Below are 20,039 nucleotides of genomic sequence, written 5' to 3' on the forward strand. Positions count from 1 at the left end.
TTTGCGCTTAACATATAAAGGCATTCTACTAATAGAATGCCCTTATCGCTTTTTTCAAGGCAATTACGTTGGCATCATTCAATGATGCCTTTTTGTTAAAAATGGCTGAAGCGTTACTATTCGAAGCATAAAATGCCTTATTAGCATTCTTATCCGGCGATAGTTTTGATCCGTTTAAAGTAAGTCCTGCAAAAAGCCCTTTACTGCGAGAATATGAATACACTTCCGCATCCAGCTTTGTATCTGTTGACGCAGATGAACTTCTTCCTACAGGACCCGCCGCTACGCTGATATCGCCACCAAGAGTAAATTCACCATTACTCAAATTCCTCAATATACTGCCTTTGGTAAAAATCATTACCAGGTCTATGGCCTGCACACCAGCCTGAAAGCCGATACTTCCGCCAGTTAAGGTAATAAAAACCGGATCGCTCCAGCTCCCGTCGGATCTCCTGATCATTGCTACGCCCTTGCCTCTTTGTCCTCCGATTCCCAAACCCGCTTTTATAAGATTAGGAATAACAACTATACCCTCTGCCTTTTGCATTAGCTGAGCCGGAATATTCTCTTTCATTGCGGCAAAAGCTTTAAGTACCGCAGTCGACTTCTGAAGCTTTTCATCCTGCTTTTCCTGGGCAAAAAGACTAATGGAACTTAAGAGAAGCACAATAACCAGAGATTTGATTTTTTTAGACGTTTTCATGTTTTCGTATCTTAATGAAATGTTGATATTAATTATTTGCATTAGTGTTTTCTTTCATGAACAGTACTGGTATATCATTATCAAAAGAAAACTCTTTTGTAATGCTGCTATGAAATATCCCTTCAAAAAAAGCATGATGCTGTGGGATCAGAATCAACAGCTGGATTTGATATTCATCTACAAACGCTTTTATACCTTTTACAATATTTTTATTGGTTACGTAGTGGTACTCTGCATTTTCACTGTTCCATAGTCTATGAAAATTCTCCTGATTAAGAATAGTATCCGGATCCAGTTCACCTTCTTCCGAAACATTTACAATAAAAAGCTTTGCGTCAAAAGCAGAAACAATGGATTTAATAGTATCTGAAGGAACAATTGAATTATTCTTAAAATCTGTGGCAAAAGCTATAGTATTCACCGCAGGAGATATTTTTTTCTGAGGAACCACTAAAACCGGGGCATCCGATGATTTGATAATATCACGAGTAGAGCTTCCCACCAGCATTTTTTCCATGGCACCTTTTTCAGAACTCCCTATAACCACCAGATCGACATTCTGGATTTTGATCACGCCTTTGATGCTTTCTGTCAGAGGCTTATCCGAAGTAATAACCTCGATTAAGGTGACCGGATTGATATCATTCAACAGCTTACTTTTCAGGTCATTTAATTTCTGCAAGCTGCTCTCCATAAGGTCGCCTGAATAATATGGTGCCGGATAGGGGACTTCTGAAGCTATGAGAACAGGTTCAAAACAATGCATCAGAAGAATTTTAGACGGTTTAAGTGTATGTGTTAATTGAGCTGCAAATACTGCAGCATTAACTGAAGAGCCCGAAAAATCAGTTGGAACCAGGATATTTTTCATAGCACATTTTTTAAGGATGATTTAAATTAAAAATCCATGAATTGATAAGCGGAACAATAAAACCTCAATATTTTTTCACAAATTCCAGACCATAAATGATCTGTTAAAAATCATTGGCAGATTTTTTAGACCTAAAAAAGAGTTCGAAAATCAGTCATTCAAAGCACATCCGGATAATTCATCATATAAGACCGGGACCAAATCTTCGTGTATCCATGAAAAATCCCCGGTAACGAATAATTTTAATAGGCATTCTTTCCTAAAGCAAAAAACCCAAGATTCTGAAAAATAAAAATCACTGATTATGAACCTGATCCTTTTGAAAAACTGCGTAAAAAACGGGTACTTTCCTGATACAAACAGGTATTTAACTTTTCCATCAAACACCTATCTATCAAATATTTATGTACCACAACGGACTACATATTTATATAATCATGTACAGTATTTCCGTCCCAGAAAGCACTTTAATCTCAAGCTAGATTTTCTAAATAGTTTGGACTGGTTCCAATTCTAAAAAAATTAAATATTTGTCTGATCTCAATCAGGAAGTTCAAACCTTACAGTCTTTTTATCGCCGTTTATAAAGGAAATCTCTGCCCTGTTTTTTTTGGGTGAATACTTTAGTTTTTTTAATGGAACCAGTTCATCATCACTCCATTTTTCACCTGATTTTTTCCAAAGCATCAACGAAGCATACAGGTTATCCTTTCCCGGAACAAACTTGTCCGACACATCGATCACAGAACTTTGATCTGATACCGGGTTCAGTCCCTTTGCGTCGACAACTTCCACTCTATCCCATCCCGCTATAGAAACTAAAGCCAGTTGATAATCTCCATTATCTATAATTTTAACTGTATAGCCTTTAACTTTACGTGTATCCTTTTTAACCGATCCATTTACCGCCGGTAAAGAATAATGGCCCGACCGTATTTCGGCAGGTACAGAACTCATGTTTCTGTCTATTCTTAAAATTCCATTCGGAAGAGTTATTTCTGCAAGGTTCAATCTTACACTTGTATCAGAAGCAAAAACACCATCACGGTAATAAATTCTGTCCTCATACTTTTTGAAGCTGAACATTCGTAATGCTTCCCACTCTGCCTTCGCGGTTTTATAAACATAAGCCATGGATACCTCGCCGTTTTTGCCATCTGCCTGCCATGGAAATGCACTGTTATAAGATAAACGGGTATAGTTTTCTGTTCCCTGATACACGCCAACTGATTTGCTATAGCACCAGGCTCTTATTTCAGAGGCTCCAATGTCTGGATAATCTGTTATAAGAATATTAGATTTTTTGGCAAACTTGTCATAGACCTGACCTGGTTTAAAATCCTTTTCCCATTTACCCTCGTTTTCAGTAGCGGTCCAAAACGAACTGCTGGCAGGAACCAATAAGCCTAAAAACAATTTACCGAGCCAGAAGGCACTCCCGCGACAGCTATATGACTGAACGGCCGGTTCGAAAGCACCATAAAAACCCAGAGTTGGTATGCTATCTTTCAAATAATCAGGGTTCTCCAAAAATTGAAGAATCGTTCCTGAAGCAATTCTGCGCATCCAGCCATAGTTAATGTCCCGATCGTTAGTAAAACCCATCATAGGGAAAGGAACAGCTGCGCCCATCCTGTAAGCAATACTGCGTCCCCACATAATCATTTCTCCCTTTCGGGAAAACATATTGGGATAATTATCCTGTAAGTCCTTAAAGTTAGAATCTAGTTTAGCAGCGTACTGTGGATAATACCTTTTCCCAAAATATTCGGACCAGATTTTACCATACATCTGAAAAGCCCACATACTGTAATAATCGTAATATGGACTATCATTATACCAGCCTTGCCCGTCATATTGAGCTAAAGACTTTTCAATCAGTTCTTTTAGCAGTGTCTCATTAACTTTATACCCCTGACTTTTGAAAAAGCTCAAAATCAAAATATTGAAATACCTCCAATTCATGCCGATAGTAGGCCCGTCACCATAACTAAGCATTGTTTTTGATAGTTTTTGTTTTACAACCAGAGGAAGCGGTTCCCAGAAAATCTCAGGGGCTGCGAGCAGCGATGCAGCAAGACCGCCGAATTCTACCAGTTTCTGACTTGGCCCTCCCTTCTCAGATCTTGGTTCAATATATGTATCACTTGCGGGATCCAACATTCTAGCCAATTGATGACGGTAATAATTACCCACATGAATACCGTTTATAACCAAATCGGGATGTTCTTTGAGCAAAGGACCAGCAATGAACATAGTACGGCAAAGGCCCTCCATTTTTTCGGTCGCGTTCGGTTTTTCATCCTTGGGATAACTTTTTCCTGGCTGCTTTGGAAATTCCATCGGGTCATCCAGTGTACGTATATAACTGAAAGCACCGCTTAGCAGATACAATCCGGCTTCCTTCCAGTGTTTCCTGGTCATTCCTGTTAAAGGACTTAACTTAAAGTCCGGCTTATTTATCTGAAAAACTTGCTTGTTACCCATCTGCTTTTTCAAAGCAGAAACACTATCAGAGCTAATAATTTGTGCATTAGCCGAACAGAAAAACAACACTGAAGTAAGCTGTAGAAATGCTTTAAAAGTTAACCTGATATTTATTTTGGTGAACATACACAGTCTATAATTTTTTCAAAAGATTTGTAAGGAGTCTCTGCAAAGGACGACAATCTGCATTAACGAAGATAGCTTTTGCAGAATTGAAGAAATAAAAAAAGAGCACCGCTGCTCTTTTTTGATAACCTATACAAGAAGAGGCTATCGCTTTCCTGAAAATCAAGTAAGTTCCGGTTAATTCTTTATTTTCCTGACTGAAGAAAAAGCCCGGTTTTACAATTAAGTAAAGCCGGGCAAATAACACTAAACTGGTGAACCTAATCTTCAGGTTAGAGTTTATGGGAAATTAACTTCCCGCTCACTAAAAATTACCTCCAACGAGGATCTCCAATTCCATTGGTATAAATTGGATGGTTTAATACTTCAGGAGTATTCTTGTACCGCAGACCATTCAGGTTATAAATATGAGCATCAGTGGCCCAGGCTGCTCCTACCAATTTGCCTTTTGGATAAGGATCGACCATCAGGTTTTCGGGAGCAATCGGGGTTGGTCCGGTTATAACTTTTGTTGCCTGCAGTCCTCCCACATTCAGGACTCCTCCGTTAAATCCGGCGCCCCTGCTATTATGGCTAAACGGCTGGTTATTAAATATCTCCGCAGATGAATAATAGGTAATCGCATTGTTCGCCGATTTTGCTGAAGTTGAATAATTATCAGCGATGTCGAAACTTAAACCCGGACGATAAGTCCTGAAGTCCATTCCGCTCAGAAATAAAGGTCTGGAGTCTCCGGCAGCTTTAACAGCGATAAAGAGGTTCTTCTTAATCGTGTACTTACTGTTAGCAGGCGGGTTCTGATGTTGTATCAGGAAACGTCCATTTGTGATCGCAAATGCATTTAAAAAAGTATTATTCACAATAGTTACATTCCAGACCACACTTGGCGCCCAGGCAAGGTTTGCATTTTCACGCACAAGTTGATCATAGCTAATTCCAATGAATGAATTATTTTTAATGACCACATTATTGAAAATATTTGTTTTCTCCGACTTTGCTTCGCCGGTAATCAAACAATATCCGCGACCATTAACATCATACATACCATCATCGTGGAACAAACAATTATCGATAATGATATTTTCGATCACCTGACGATTTGTGCCTTGCGTTCTGAACCAGGCACGCACCATCCCCTGAAAATTACAATTTCGGGCCTCTAATTTGGAACAAGTGAATGGCATTGACGCCGAGTGCTGGTTAATAAAATAGTTACCTGTGATTATCTTACCCGGATGTAAGGACTGATTGAAGAAGTTAACCGCATACGGCACCTCGAAGTTAACATCGTCGAAAATGACATCCCCCATAGTAATACTTCCGATTTCGCCGGCCTGGGCCGGCCGTCCGAGCTGGAAGTTATAAGCAAGTGAACCATTGTTGGCATCATTATAGCCAAGCCCCATAAAAACAGTTGGCTTCGTGCCCGGAGTGTTTGTTTTCAAGGTTAAACCTTTAGCTAAAACAACACCGCTGCCTAAATAGTAATTTTTGCCTGCTTCGAGCAGGAATATAGTTCCTTCGGCCAGGGTATTATCAAATAGAAATTTATTTAATATAGTATCGAGGCGCGACGCATTATGTTGTTTTGCCCAGGTATTTGTCTCGTCAACTATATGCTTAATAAGGATGGGTGCACCTATCTGGCCTCTCATACGCACCATACTAGTGTTGTACAAGCGGTCCCAGTAGCGCACAACCTCGCTATTTAACCCATTTACAACATATAGGGCATTTGAGCTTAAGCCGGTAACATCAATATATCCTTTTGTCAAGTCTGCAGGAGTGAGAGTGATCGTTTGCGAGGGCAAATCTTTGTTGACCGAAGCGGGCTGAATTAAGATTTCGTCGATTAAAAATTTGTCATTCTCATATTGAAAGCTGGGGTTAAGAACCGCCGGGTCTTTACTATATACTTTCAGGTCGAACCACACCCGCATACCAGTTTCTGTTACATTAGAAACCGACACAACATCGGGAATACCTTTTCGCTCTCCCGTTTCAAATTCTGTCCTATCATCAGGGTGAGCGCCATCGCCTAGACCATACCACTTCGAATGAAAGGCCTCTCCCAGAGGAGAAAGAGTTTGTATTGCAAAATTATGCTTGGTTGAATATTGCAAATCTCTCTTTGTAAGTTTAAGAACATCGGGCCCTACGATGGTGTCCCAAAGAACATCAGTTGGAATGTCCCAGGAACCAGATTGAACTTTCATCTTAATGCGGTAACCCGAAGCGCCTTTGATGCCGTTCCAAACCAGGTATATGTCATTTGTATTAACAACCTGACTGGAAAGAGGATCTCCAGACTTTCCGGTATTCGCCTGTGTTCGAAACACAGCCATAAATGCCCTGTTTTCTTCTTCGGCGGTAAGTTCAAGTTCCGGTTTCTTGCAGGCATCGAAAACCATTGCCACCAAGCTTGCCAGAACAATGTTCAGTATAAAAAATTTAGTTTTCATATTCATTTTTTTATGCACTAATTATAGCCATATTGGTTCTTATAAGCACCATTGCTCAACTGGAGAGCAGAATTAGGTAAGGGCAGGATATAACGCACCGGCGGCAGGTTATTACGATCCAGCGTCTCCCAGTTAGCGGCAGGTCCGCCTTTAATAAAGCCGCGGTAGGAATAAAGAATCTGGGCTCTGGGCACAGACGTATCTACGTTATACCAGTCATATAAAGTGGCGGTTAAATAACCCGCGCCTGGATTAAGTACAGCTTCCCAGGGATTGTAAAATTCAATAATAGGCAATGTGGTGTTCGGATAGATGTCCTTATTAACCGGGTTAGTTTTACGTATGTAGAACTTGTTAACAGGGAGAGTCTGATATTTGTCGGAACCGGCCATAAAGTCTCCTCCGGCCATTGAAGCTACTATAAGGTACTCCATAAAACTATCGTACACAACTTTCGAATAAAGGTTCCAGCGAACCAAATCTTTCCAGCGTATATTTTCACCCCCAAATTCCCATTTCCGTTCTTCCACTATAGCATTAAAGAAAGCCCCTTTTGAGGCAGCCGCCGTGCTGGTATACCCATCAACCTTCAGGGCGTGGTCTGCGGGTAGAAATGCGCGCTTGCGGACGTCTTTGAAAGCCTTAATTGCTTTTGCGCCATTCGGCCCGGCTACACCTTCCTCCACCTCATTAACGGCTTCCGCAAACATCAATAAGATGTCCGCATATCGCATATACGGGAAATTTATACCGGTACTTCCGGCGCTATTGCTTCCTAATGCGTTTGAAGGATCGGCCCATAATTTTGACCACTTATTATTGTACATGCTATAGTCAACAAGTACCTGCGGTTGGCCAGCAGCATCATAATTCCACATTCCGACTGTATAGTCTTTCCTGAGATCCTTGCGGTCGAAGGAATAATGATAAAATGCATTAAGTCGCATGCCACCGCCAGAGCCCCCAAAGGGATGGACGGTAACACCTTCAACCGACGCAACGGCCGGCCCGGTATTAAAGCCGACATTGCTGCTCGAACGCTTCAGAAAAGGAATCTCAAAAATCGGATCGTCGGCATTGCTTACCACGTAGTTGGATTCATCGATAAATACATTTCTGTAAGATTTATTAAGACTGTGCATACCGGATGAAATAGCCGAATCGGCATACTGCATGGCAATTTGGTAATAATTTTTATAGTCGGGCATCCGTTTCATCGCGCCTGAGGCGCCTTCAGGATACAGGGCATACCCACCGCGGGTTAAAGCCATCCGGGCGATCATGCCATAACAAAATTCCTTAGATACCCGTTCTACACCGTGATCCAGTGCAGCTGCGTATTTCATGCCAGAAGCAGCCCCTCTCAAATCTTCAATGAGGAAGCTGAGGATTTCATTCCGGTCGGTCATCGGAATCACAAACGATTTTCCAAGTTTCATAGACGACTCTGTATTAAAAGGAACTTCTCCAAACATCACCACCAAATCGTGGTAGAACATCGCTCTGAGAACTTTCGCCTCACCGAGTTGCTGCGTGAGATCCTTGTCCCCGGTATTAAAAACGGGGCTGCTCTGGACTCCATCAATAAAGATATTTGCCCGTTCAATTCCTTCGTATTGCTTATTCCAGAATCTCTGGATGGAGGGAGCATGCTGGGCGCCATCAAACGCTCTGAAATCCTCTCCGCTGATGTTCGTAAACTCATTGGAGAAGGCTGTAAACTCCACATCACTGTTTAAAGCGAAAGTGCTAAAAAACGCGTTACCGTAAGTGTCATTGCTCATTAATGAAGCATACACCGAAGTTAATACCCTGTTGATTTCCTCTTTGTTTCCAAACACATATTCGCCTTCGTATTTCGAGTCGGAACTTACTTCCAAAAAATTCTTTTTGCAGGAAGCAAGGGAGATTAATATGGTACTGAGAATTATAATATATTTCCTCATATCTATCTAAATTTATACTATTCTGTGAGTGACTGGATTATAAAGTGATATTTAAACCAGCCACAAAATTCCGGCTTCGTGGATAACGGTTATAATCCAGGCCTGGTGTAAGTCCTGTTTGTACATCAACTTCTGGGTCATACCCCTTATACTTGGTCCATAAAAACAGGTTGTAGCCGCTGAGAAAAACCCGCAGATTTCCCACTTTGAGGCGGCTCATAACGCTTTGAGGTAATGTGTAGCCCAGGGTAAGGTCTTGTAAACGCAGGAAAGAACCGTCTTCGATAAAATAAGAGTGCGTTACTTTCTTGCCAATATCTACCGGATTAAAGATCGTAGCATCGGCATTTACTTCCTGGTACTGAGCAACGTAACTCGCCGTGCTCACCATCCGGTCACCGTAGATATCATCCGCATATCTCCAGCGGTTATTTCCATTAAATTCCGGAAGGATATTGAAGTAGTTATTAGTATTGTTTTCGAAAGACGACAAAGTATAACGCGACGCGTTGTTTACATCGAATCCGTACATCCCGAAGAAGTTAGCAGAAATATCGAAATTACGCCAGCCTCCTGCAAGATTTAAACCTCCGCTGAATTTTGGATTGGTATTCCCTATCACTACACGGTCATTTGAATTGACTACATTAGCCTGACCATCTTCGTTCACAAAGTTCTTGAATTTTGGCCTGCCCGGTTGTGTACCGAAAAGTGCGTCGTTATTAACTGTACCGGGCTTAGCTACGTAGTTAAGGCCTTGCAGATCGAATTCATCAAATCTGTAAATTCCATCGTACACATAGCCATAGATAAGCCCCAGCTGGTCGCCGACTTTTAACATATAGTCACTGTCTGAAGATTGCCAGCGGGTATTAGTCATCCAAAGAGCGTTTTCAGTACCATTAAGCTTATCAATACGCGTCTTGTTTGATCCGAAGGTTAAGGTAGTAGTCAGGTAAGCGTTCTGCTTTTTAATAATCTGTGCATTAACACTCAGGTCGAATCCGCGGTTGGTCACCTGGCCGATATTTTGCATTTGTTGTGTATACCCTGAGGTGGTGGGAATATTACTCAGGTAAAGCAAATCCGTTGTAGTATTCCAATATACTTCGGGTGTTATCGTCAGGCGCTCATCAAACATTCCGATGTCGAAGGCCAGGTTACGGGTTAGCGAAGTTTCCCATTTAATATCAGGATTAGGTATAGTTCTGCCACCTGTATTCAGATAATATTCGGATCCGGTTTCATTGCTTTCTCCCCATCCCGGCCCCCCGCTTGAACTAATTTCGTACTGATACCGCCACATATCGTCCGTAATCCGGTTATTTCCTGCTTTACCCATGGCAGCCCGAATCTTAAGTTGTGAAAATAAGTTTTGATCAGCCATAAACGTTTCGTTCGATACCACCCAGGCGCCGGAAATTGCAGGGAAGTGTCCCCACTGCTTTCCTGGCGCAAACTTGGTCGAGCCATCGGCACGATAGGTAAGCGAAAGCAGGTATTTTCGATCAAAATTGTAGTTGGCCTGTGCAAAATACGATGATAATCTTTCAGGCGAAGTTATAAATGTTGAAGATTTCCAGGGAGTTCCGAGATTCAGATTCCGAATCGCTCTTTCCGGCTCAACTGCTTTTGGAAAAAAACGAGAGCTATTTGTGCTTGTGAACCGCTTTTTACTATTTAGTTCCTGCCCTACAAGCAAGGTATAATTGTGCTTTTCTATCGATGTTATATACTCCAGGGTATTCGTCCAACCATATTCATTTCGCCTTTGGGTTGAAAGTTCGGCTAAAGGCAAGCCGTTGTTACCCGCTGCAGTTGAAGTTAGATCGCCCCAAAAACGATCTCCAAAATTATATCCCATAAACTGTGTACCCAGCGTCTTGAAAATCAGCCCCGGCACAATATTCCATTCAACCGACGCCTGGTTGGTGAAATCATAATTATTCCCTCGCAGATAGTTCTGGTCAATGTCCCCTTTAGGGTTTGTATATACAAAAGAACGTTCATCTTCCGGATCAATGTCCTCTGCGGGAAGAAACGAAAATTCCCGGAGACCATTTATTGGCCGGTAACGCAGCACGTCCATGATACCGCCGCCGCCAACAGCGTCTGCACCGGCGCCGCTGTTCTGACGATAGGTGAACCTCGGATTGATCAGCAATTTCACATTTTTAGAGAGGTCGGCGCTAAATTTTGTATTGACGTTGGTGCGCTTCAGGCCCGATCCAATAAGAACTCCCTGCTCGTCATGGTGCGTTATACTTGCATTGAACCTCAGGGCTTGCGCACCACCGTTCAGCGTGAGGTTATACATTTGGCTCAGAGGCGACCCTCCTAAAATCTCATCCTGCCAGTCATTTGCTTCAAATCGCTTATATAAATCAAAATCGAGTGGATTACCAAAGTTTCCCCGGAATTTCTGACGGTTTGCATTATTACCTACAACTGACTCGTATTGAATTTTTACAAATTCATAGGGATTCATCAAGTCAATTTTACGGGCCAGGGTCCTCACCTGGGTGTTGTGGTTGAAAGTTACACTTACTTTACCGGACCGGGCGCGTTTCGTGGTTACCACGACAACCCCGTTTCCTCCGCGAGCACCGTAAATCGCCGTCATCGATGCATCCTTAAGAATGTCGATACTCTGAATATCTGTAGGAGGTATATCATTGATGTTATCAACGGGAAATCCGTCAACGATAAAAAGAGGAGCGTTACTTTGTGTTACTGAGGTCCCCCCTCGAATACGAATATTCACCTCAGAACCGGGCGTGCCATCCGCAGTAGTTACCTGTACACCAGCTGCTTTACCTTGCAGAGCCTCAGCTGCCGAAGACACCGGAACACGTGCCAATGTCGTTCCCGACACCGTGGAAACAGAACCGGTAAGTTCACTTCTTTTCACAGCGGAGCCATAACCCATACCCACAACGACAACTTCTTCCAAAGCCTTGGAGTCCTCTGCCATTGCAATGCTTACCGGGCCGCTTCCCTTCTCAGAAACAACCTGAGTTACAAAACCTATCATTCTAAACTCCAGTTCGACGGTTCCAGTCTTTGTGGTCAGGAGAGAGAATTTTCCATTTCCATCTGTAACGGTTGTCACATTGGTTCCCCGAAGCAGGATTGAAACACCTGGCAATGCCTCTCCTTTGCCCTTTTCTATTACCTTACCGGTAATTTGCCTTTCCTGAGCAAACAAGCTGAGAGAAACCAACAGCAAGATTGGGAGTAGCAGTCTTTTCATAATGCAAGTAATTTTAATTTGTAATTATTAGTTTGTTAATTGTTGGTTGTTTATAACGCTTCATAAATGAGTGCAGGGTAGATTACCGGCACGAATGAACAATTGAGTTACAAAAGGGGGTAAGTAAAATATTTACATAAGCATTCTTTTTGTTGTTAGGATTTATAAATAATTATTTGGTTGTATACTAAAAATGCGAACGTTGGCACCACCGACGATTGAATACTTACTCTACGATAATTTTGGGTTTGCTAAAAATTGGTTATTGGTTAGAGATTTAAACCGAAGTCTTAATCTTAACACAAACTTAATCAAGAACGGAAATCAGAAGGTTCAAATTCTAATAAAAAAGGTCTAAATTCTGATAAAAACTACCAAAAAACCGCTCATATCCTTGTAAAAAAATATCCGGTCATAAAATGAAAAAACAGGACTGACAACTATTATATCTCCTTTTTCTCTGTCTTTTTAAGGGTTTTAAGGTATTCGCTAGGTGTTTGCTGATACTGCGCCTTAAAACATGTGCTAAAATATTTTGGATTGTTAAATCCGACTGTATAAGCCACTGTAGAAACATTGTCTTCTCCTGCGTTAAACAAGTCTTTCGCCTTCTTAAGTCTTGTCTCACGTACGAATTCAACAGGTGCGATATTGGTAAGGCTTTTAAACTTTTTAAAGAAGCCCGAACGGCTCATTCTGATGGAACCGGCAACATCATCAATATTAAAGTCAACATCGTCTAACTTATCCTCAACGATTGCTATAATTTTCTCCAAAAATGCTTTGTCCTGCGGGGATATAAAAAATTGATCAGAACCATTCAGTTCGTCTTTCGTTCCTTCAACTAAATTTTGAAATAACTTTTTTCGACGATTTATTATGTTACTTATGGCAGCTTGTAGCAGCTCCATTTGAAAGGGTTTGGTTACATAATAATCGGCTCCGTAGTTTAATCCCTGAATCTGGCTTTCCACCGAATACCGTGCGGTAAGTAAAATTACAGGAATGTGGCTTGTAGCCAAATCACCCTTTACCCTTTCGAGTAACTGAATGCCATTGAGCACTGGCATCATTATGTCGGTTAAAATCAGATCCGGAAGCAAATCCCTTGCCTTTTCTAAGCCTTCTGCTCCATTGTTGGCAGTTTCCACCCTATAAGATTCAACTAATGTACCGGCAAGAAATGTTCTCAGCTCATCATTATCCTCTACTAAAAGCACAAGTGGCCTGTCCTCATTTCCTTCAATCGTTGCAGGCGACAGCTCTTCATAATCAACCTGTGTAAGTTGGCCATATGTGGAATGTACTTCTTCAGAGTGAGAGTCTATATTGTCCACCTTTAATTCTACGATAACTTTAAGTCCCGAAGAAGAGTTATTTTCAGCACGGATAAAACCACCGTGCAGTTCTACGAGCTCTTTCGATAAAGCAAGGCCGATACCGGTGCCTTTCTGCGGTTTGTCTGATAACTGTTCTCCCTCGTAATATAGCTCAAAAATGTCCTTTAGCTCATTTTCCGCTACTCCTACCCCTTCGTCAACAATCTCGACCCTTAAAAAGCCCGAAGACCCACTCTTTATAATAATTTGTATATGGGACTTGTCTGGAGAGAACTTAATGGCATTAGCCAATAGATTATAAAAAACAATGTCTAATTTTTCTTTATCGGCAGGTATAACTAGTTCTGAAAACTCTGAGACTACTTCCACACGCAAATTTCTTTCTCTGAGTACATCAGAAAAATAGGTTCTCATATCTTTTAAAAAGGAAACTATTTCAACCTTACTTATTCGCAGTGTAGCTTTTCCACTCTGTACTTTTCTCAGATCTAACAAGTGATTTACCAACCGGACCATGCGGCGGGAATTTTTTACCACTGTATTCAGGTATTCCCGTCCCTTTACTGATAGATTTTCTTGTTTTAGAACTTCCTCAGCAGGATTAACAATAAGTGTAAGAGGAGTCCTTAATTCGTGCGAAATCTGAGTGAAAAATTTCAATTTTAATTCAGCAACCCTGCTATCTATCTCAATCTGTTGCCTTAGCCCAAGAACCGTAAGAATTGTTCTTCTGATAAGTATAAACAGAACTACAATTATTAGAATATAGATCAGATAGGCCCACCATGTCTTCCAGGGTGGAGGGAGAATAGTGATATGCAATGATCGTATTGGTGCATTCTTATACAGTTCTTCGTTCAAACTTTTAACCTCAAATACATAATTACCGTGAGACAATTTGCTATATGTAGCCCTTCTTTGGCCTCTGGTATTACTCCAAACATCATCCAGACCCAGTAACCTGGAGGCGTAATTCCGCTTCTCCATCGAATGATAATCCAAAAGGGCAAACTCTATACTAAAACTGTTTTGATCATGATTAAGAACGACTTTTTCTGAATTATTAATCGGCACCGCCAAAGGCGAATTATTTCCTGGTACAACCTCTTCGCCATTCACCTGAAAGCCGGTAAACGCCAATTTGACATTGACTTTTTCTGTCTGAATTTTAGACGGGCTGAACATCAAACAACCTATCGTTGTCCCGAAAAAAAGATCGCCGTTCATCGTCTTTGTACATGATGCTTCTGAAAAAGAAGCCTTTGACAGGCCATTATAATGGTTAAAATTCTGAAATTTCTTCTTGTCTAAAGCGAACTTGGCAATTCCGTTCTGAGTAGCTATCCAGAGATTCCTCTGATTATCCTCCGCACAGCTCAATAAAAAATCACTGGGTAGCCCATCCCTGGTAGAATAATTTAAGAACGACAAGGATTTAAGCGGATTTGTCCCTAATGCCAGGTTGAGCCCTCCCGATGAAGTCAGAACCCACATCTGGTTTCTTGAGTCTTTAAACAGGAATTGCACATCATTTCCACCCAGACTATTAATATTTCCCGGCTCCTTCTCATACCGCCGGAATTCATAATTCTCCGGGGAACCCGAATTGGGATCAAATACCAAAAGGCCTTCAGTGGTACCAATCCATATCCTGCCGTTTGCATCCTCAGCAAGATGCCTTATTCTCTGGTAGCCGTTTTTTGGATACTTATTGAAAGAAGTATTAGTTGTAAAAACCGCTTTTCCATTTTTTTCCTGAATAAGGATCAATCCTGCGCCAAAGGTGCCCGCCCATACCCGTCCTTTTTTGTCAACTAACAGGCAATAAAAAGAACTGTTGCTTATAGAGCCGAATTTCCCGTCGGATAAATATCGGGTAACCTGATATTTATTTCCTTCCGGGTCAATAGGATCTGCCTTAAATAATCCATCTCCCTTTGTCCCAATCCAAAGCCTCCCTCTACGATCCTCCACTATGGAATAAACACCAGTCTCAAACTTTGGCTTATTGATTAAAATATTTTCAATCCGGGTATTGTTTTTATATACCAACAAATCGCCGGACTTCGTTCCCATCCATAGGCGGTTTCTTCTGTCTGTATAAATTCCCCTTATTTCACCATCTTCTTTTCTGAAAAGATTTGCCTGAGGGAGAAACTGCCTGAAGTCGTGCTCCTTAAAAAGGATCTTTTCGACACCGCCATCGTCGGGTAATACCCACAGAACTCCTGCAGGATCATACAAATATCGATTCTTAATTCTCGATAAATTCTCATTTTCGCCTTTATATTCAAAAACAGGAGCCTCAAAAATTTCTTTCTGACTATTGTAACCTTTGAGACCTTTGATATTTATCCAAACTCTTCCATTTTTATCCTCAAAGATTACGAAATTTCTACTCGTCGCTTTAAATTGATAGTTTGACCTGGGAAAAAAATAGGTCAATTTTTTATGAATGGGAGAATATTTTACAAGACAAAAACTATTAGACTCGATCCATAAATTAGAGAAACGATCCTCATACATAAATAGCAATGGTGATTTGTCAGTAACCCGTGCTAATACCTCAGATTTACCATTTCCCGAAACAGAAATCAGCATTCCATCTGACGTCGAACAGTAAACCTTATTTAAGTCGCGCGACACGCTTATATGATTCAATCTACTATTTGAAATTTTATATGCCTTCCCTATCTTCAGACTCCTGTCAATAGATAACAGGTAACCCCGATCAGTCCCCAGCCAAACTAAATTTTTATTTTCAGTTATACCTGTAAATGCTTCTTTTCCTAAACCTTGAATCATTTTGATTTCAAAACCACCCTTTGGCTTATATTTCAACACCCTTAAACCCAAAGCTGTACCAATCCAGGCATTATTAAATTTGTCAAGGTGAAAAAATGTGATAGCATTCGCAGGTAACCTATAATTAACGCCCGACTCTTTTGATATCCTGATACAATGGGGTTTACTTCCTGATGAATTGGTAATCAAAAACAAGCCCTCATTTTCAGTTTTTAGCCAAACGCGACCCTCTTTTACTGCTAAGATTTTGGTGAATGAGACTTTTCGCAACGAAGTATCGTCTAACAACTCCGCTATCGCGATAAACCGTTGAGTTCGCTTATCAAACCTGTAAACATTATCGTAAGCCTTAACCCATAAGTGACTGGTTTCACCCGGATCTTCAATAATATCATCTATCCGATTACTCTTAAGGCTGGAGCTGTCTCCCGGAGAAGATTTGAAAACAAGGAAATTATTTCCGTCAAAGCGGGTGATCCCGGACCAGGATCCAAACCACATAAAACCTTCACTATCTTTTGTAATAGAGGTAACCTTGTTGTCAGACAAGCCATCGGCAGTGGAGTAATGCCTGACATTTGTTATAACCTGACAATAAGCTTGAACGCAGAAAACTTGTATTAGTAGAATATATATACAAGCTCTAAATCTTTCACACATTAATAATACGGTTAACCTGGCAAATTCTTAACAGTCCCCGAACTATGAAGTTCGGAGACTGAAAATCTACGCTAAAAATACCAATTAACCATCAGAACGATACTGCTTTTTGCAAAAATAAACGCAGCGCCAGGTGTCCCTTTGTAAAGGGCCTTAAGAATCTAATTTATAGTAATTATTTTTTGTGTTACGTTACTGCTTGTGTGAAGCTCGTCAGGCTGATTTCCTCCTACCGCGATATTTACTTTGCCTGTAAACTGAATGCTCAGACCCTTAGAACTTATATAGGACAAATCCTTAGGTGACAATGTAAACTTGACGATCTTACTTTCGCCAGCCTTAAGAGTGATCCGCTCAAAACCTTTTAAGGCTTTAAGAGGGGCCTTTACAGAAGAATTTTGATTAACAACGTAAAGCTGTGCTACTTCCTCGCCTTCTAGTTTTCCCGTGTTGGTTACTCTGACTGATACAAGTACGTTTTTCCCCTTTATTACTTTTGCCGGGACAGCCAGCTGATCGTATTTAAAGGTTGTATAACTTAAACCATAACCAAAACCGTACAATGGCTTATTTTTAAAATAACGGTAGGTTCTGTTATCCATATTGTAATCTGTAAAACTTGCCAGATCACTGTCTCCTTTATAAAATGTTACCGGTAACTTACCTGAAGGATTATAATCGCCAAAGAGGATATCCGCTACCGCTGTTCCTGCCGACTGCCCGCCGTACCACGCGTTTAAAATAGCCGGAATATTATCCGATTCCCATGGCGTTGCAATTGCGCTTCCTGTCATCATTACAAAAACCACAGGTTTGCCGGTCGATTTTAATGATTTCATTAATTCCGTTTGAACGGCAGGTAATAAAATTGAAGTACGATCGCCGCCAGCGAAACCGGGATCATCAACCCTCATTGATTCCCCCTCTAACTGGGGAGAAATTCCTCCTGCAAATATGAATGCATCTGCATCTTTGTAACGTTCAGCCAAAGCGGTAAAATTCGTTTTTACATAATGGCCAATATTGAACTTTAAATGAGCATTACCATCGCCCTGCCAGAATTCAATAACTACATTGTACACAGAGTCTTTTTGCGATTTTAGGTTAAACCTTTTTAGCTCCCGTTTTTTAGTTGCCCAGTCGTCTATAACTATCTTTCCGTTTACCATAAGCCTGTAGCCATTATCAGCATCGATCTCCAATGCCAGGCTCTGATCAGCCTTTGCTTTGAAATTAGTGGTATAACGGGCGGAGAAATCATTAGCGTTAAGATTATTAATTACTGTCTGACCTTCCTGCCAGATATGATTTATCACACTTTCGTTTCTGACGGCAGGCTGTCCCTTAAGCTCTATATTATCAAAATACTCCGCTTTAAAACCTTGCTTGCCTTCATAGGAAAACAGGTTGCTTACATCTTCATAATTCAAAAGGTCATTATTGGTAAAGTTTATCGCCTTCTCATAAATAACTTCCGTATTTGCTCCAACCTTATCTTTTATCCCCTGTAATACAGTAGAGAGCTTAGAAGGATTCCCGTTATAGTTACCTAGAATTGAAACAGAATTATCTGCATTAGGTCCTAAGACTACAATTTTCCTTAAGCTCTTACTAAGAGGAAGGATCTTATCATTCTTAAGCAAAACCATCGACTGGCGAGCCATTTGCAGAGCATGCGCCTTATGTTCGCTGCTCTCTAAAACTGATGCCGGAGTTTGAGCATATTTCACCATAGAAACAGGATCGAACAGGCCCAATTGGAATCTGATCATAAATAGGCGTTTAACTGAAATATCAATTTGCTTTTCGCTAATTTTCTCATTCTTTACAGCTTGTACCAGAGAAAGGTAAGCACCCTTTCCGCACTCTACATCTGTTCCGTGAAATACAGCATCAACCGATGCTGATTCAGCGTCGGGATGAGTTTTGTGCTTGGTAAAAAAATCTTCAATTCCGGCGCAATCCGAGGTTACATAACCTTTGAAATTCCATTGATCACGCAGAATGTCATTCATTAGAATATCACTGGCGCAGCAGGGTTGGGTGCGAAAGGCATTATAAGCGCACATTACACCAGCTACTTTTGAATCAACTACCAGTTTCTGAAAAGCGGGCAAATAAGTATCCCAAAGATCATATGCAGAAACATCCACATCAAAATTATGTCGCAAAGGCTCGGGACCGCTATGCACCGCATAATGTTTGGCACAAGCTGCAGCTTTCAAATATTTCGGATCATTTCCCTGTAATCCCTTTACAAAGGCATCTCCAAGAACTGAGGTAAGAAAAGGGTCTTCTCCATAAGTTTCCTGGCCTCTTCCCCAACGCGGATCGCGAAAAATATTGATATTAGGTGTCCAATAAGTGAGACCCTGGTATCTTTTGCCGGGCTTTCCGGATTCCAGGGCCTTATTGTAAATGGCTCTCCCTTCCAATGCAGAATAATCAGCCATTTTAAACAGCGAAGCCGGATTAAAAGTTGCCGCCATGGCTATTGCCTGCGGAAAAACTGTTGTATTATAAGGAGTTCTTGCAACCCCATGTAATGTTTCATTCCACCAATCATATGCGGGTACTCCAAGACGCGGGATTGACGGTGCGGTATTTAACATCTGGGCAACCTTCTCCTCTAATGTAAGTCTGCTGACTAAATCATCAACGCGTTTCTCAAAAGTCAAATTATAATCCTGAAAAGGAAACTTTGAAGTTTGGGAAAAACTGGCCTGTGGAATAAAGAACAGGCAAATGATGCCCGTTATTAAGATAATTCTCATTTTAAAAATGGTTTAGAGTATATTGATTGTCTGTTGTATTTAATAACCAGAAGGAAAATCACTTAATAAACTTTCTGAAATGGGCTGAATACTGGTCGCGCATCAGGTAATAGTATTTGTGTATAAAATCAGGTTCATCTTTTATTTTTGGCACCATCTGAATTTGCTTACAAACCTATATCAGAATTAAAAAAAAAGGGTTAAAAATTTGGTCGAACAGGTACAAATTCAGGTAAACAATGAATATTATTACTGATATCTCAGAGTACTTTAGCTGGAGATGGGTTTGTGAGATATATAAAATTAAACGATTACCAGAGCCTCTTGATCATAAAAAGGCTTGAACTTGAAATTAATGGCTTGTTCGAAGGACCTCAAAAAAGAAAGGTCTTCAAACGGGGAGAATGAAGACCTTTTAACTAACCAATTATAAACCTGAGACAAAGATATAAAATTTGCCAGAAATACAAAGAATTTTAACAAAAATTAACAGTTTGGCAATTGAGAAATCAAATTATTGCAAAAGCAAAAACCCCCGTCTGAAAGACAAGGGTTTATATGAGGTATATTTGGATAGTTTGGTTTCTAAATGTACGCTTTTTTTCAATTTTG

The 20,039-nt window shown here is 40.8% G+C and carries 8 protein-coding genes; all 8 read right to left on the reverse strand.

Annotation, left to right across the window (positions count from 1 at the left end; translation table 11 throughout):
- Positions 1-28: 28 nt before the first annotated feature.
- The 8 genes from WG906_RS04195 to WG906_RS04230 all read right to left on the reverse strand — a co-directional run bounded on the left by WG906_RS04195 (position 29) and on the right by WG906_RS04230 (position 19,427).
- Positions 29-703, reverse strand: coding sequence for a lipid-binding SYLF domain-containing protein (locus WG906_RS04195; protein WP_339991267.1), 675 nt, complete (start codon positions 701-703; stop codon positions 29-31).
- Positions 704-731: 28 nt separating this feature from the next.
- Positions 732-1,574, reverse strand: coding sequence for a universal stress protein (locus tag WG906_RS04200; RefSeq protein ID WP_339991268.1), 843 nt, complete (start codon positions 1,572-1,574; stop codon positions 732-734).
- A gap of 540 nt (positions 1,575-2,114) precedes the next feature.
- Entirely contained in the window at positions 2,115-4,187 is a 2,073-nt protein-coding gene (locus WG906_RS04205; RefSeq protein WP_339991269.1) for a DUF2264 domain-containing protein, read from the reverse strand.
- A 311-nt stretch (positions 4,188-4,498) separates the two neighbouring features.
- Entirely contained in the window at positions 4,499-6,649 is a 2,151-nt protein-coding gene (locus WG906_RS04210) for a hypothetical protein (protein WP_339991270.1), read from the reverse strand.
- A 17-nt stretch (positions 6,650-6,666) separates the two neighbouring features.
- Positions 6,667-8,595 carry a RagB/SusD family nutrient uptake outer membrane protein gene (locus WG906_RS04215; protein ID WP_339991271.1) on the reverse strand — a complete coding sequence of 643 codons (1,929 nt, stop codon included), beginning with the start codon at positions 8,593-8,595 and terminating at the stop codon, positions 6,667-6,669.
- A gap of 37 nt (positions 8,596-8,632) precedes the next feature.
- Complete coding sequence (locus tag WG906_RS04220) at positions 8,633-11,848, reverse strand: SusC/RagA family TonB-linked outer membrane protein (protein ID WP_339991272.1); 3,216 nt, start codon at positions 11,846-11,848, stop codon at positions 8,633-8,635.
- Positions 11,849-12,291: 443 nt separating this feature from the next.
- Entirely contained in the window at positions 12,292-16,653 is a 4,362-nt protein-coding gene (locus WG906_RS04225; RefSeq protein WP_339991273.1) for a hybrid sensor histidine kinase/response regulator transcription factor, read from the reverse strand.
- A 161-nt stretch (positions 16,654-16,814) separates the two neighbouring features.
- Entirely contained in the window at positions 16,815-19,427 is a 2,613-nt protein-coding gene (locus WG906_RS04230) for a glycoside hydrolase family 3 C-terminal domain-containing protein (protein WP_339991274.1), read from the reverse strand.
- Positions 19,428-20,039 lie beyond the last annotated feature (612 nt).

The sequence above is a fragment of the Pedobacter superstes genome (genome assembly GCF_037622515.1).
Classification (GTDB): Bacteria; Bacteroidota; Bacteroidia; order Sphingobacteriales; family Sphingobacteriaceae; genus Paradesertivirga; species Paradesertivirga superstes.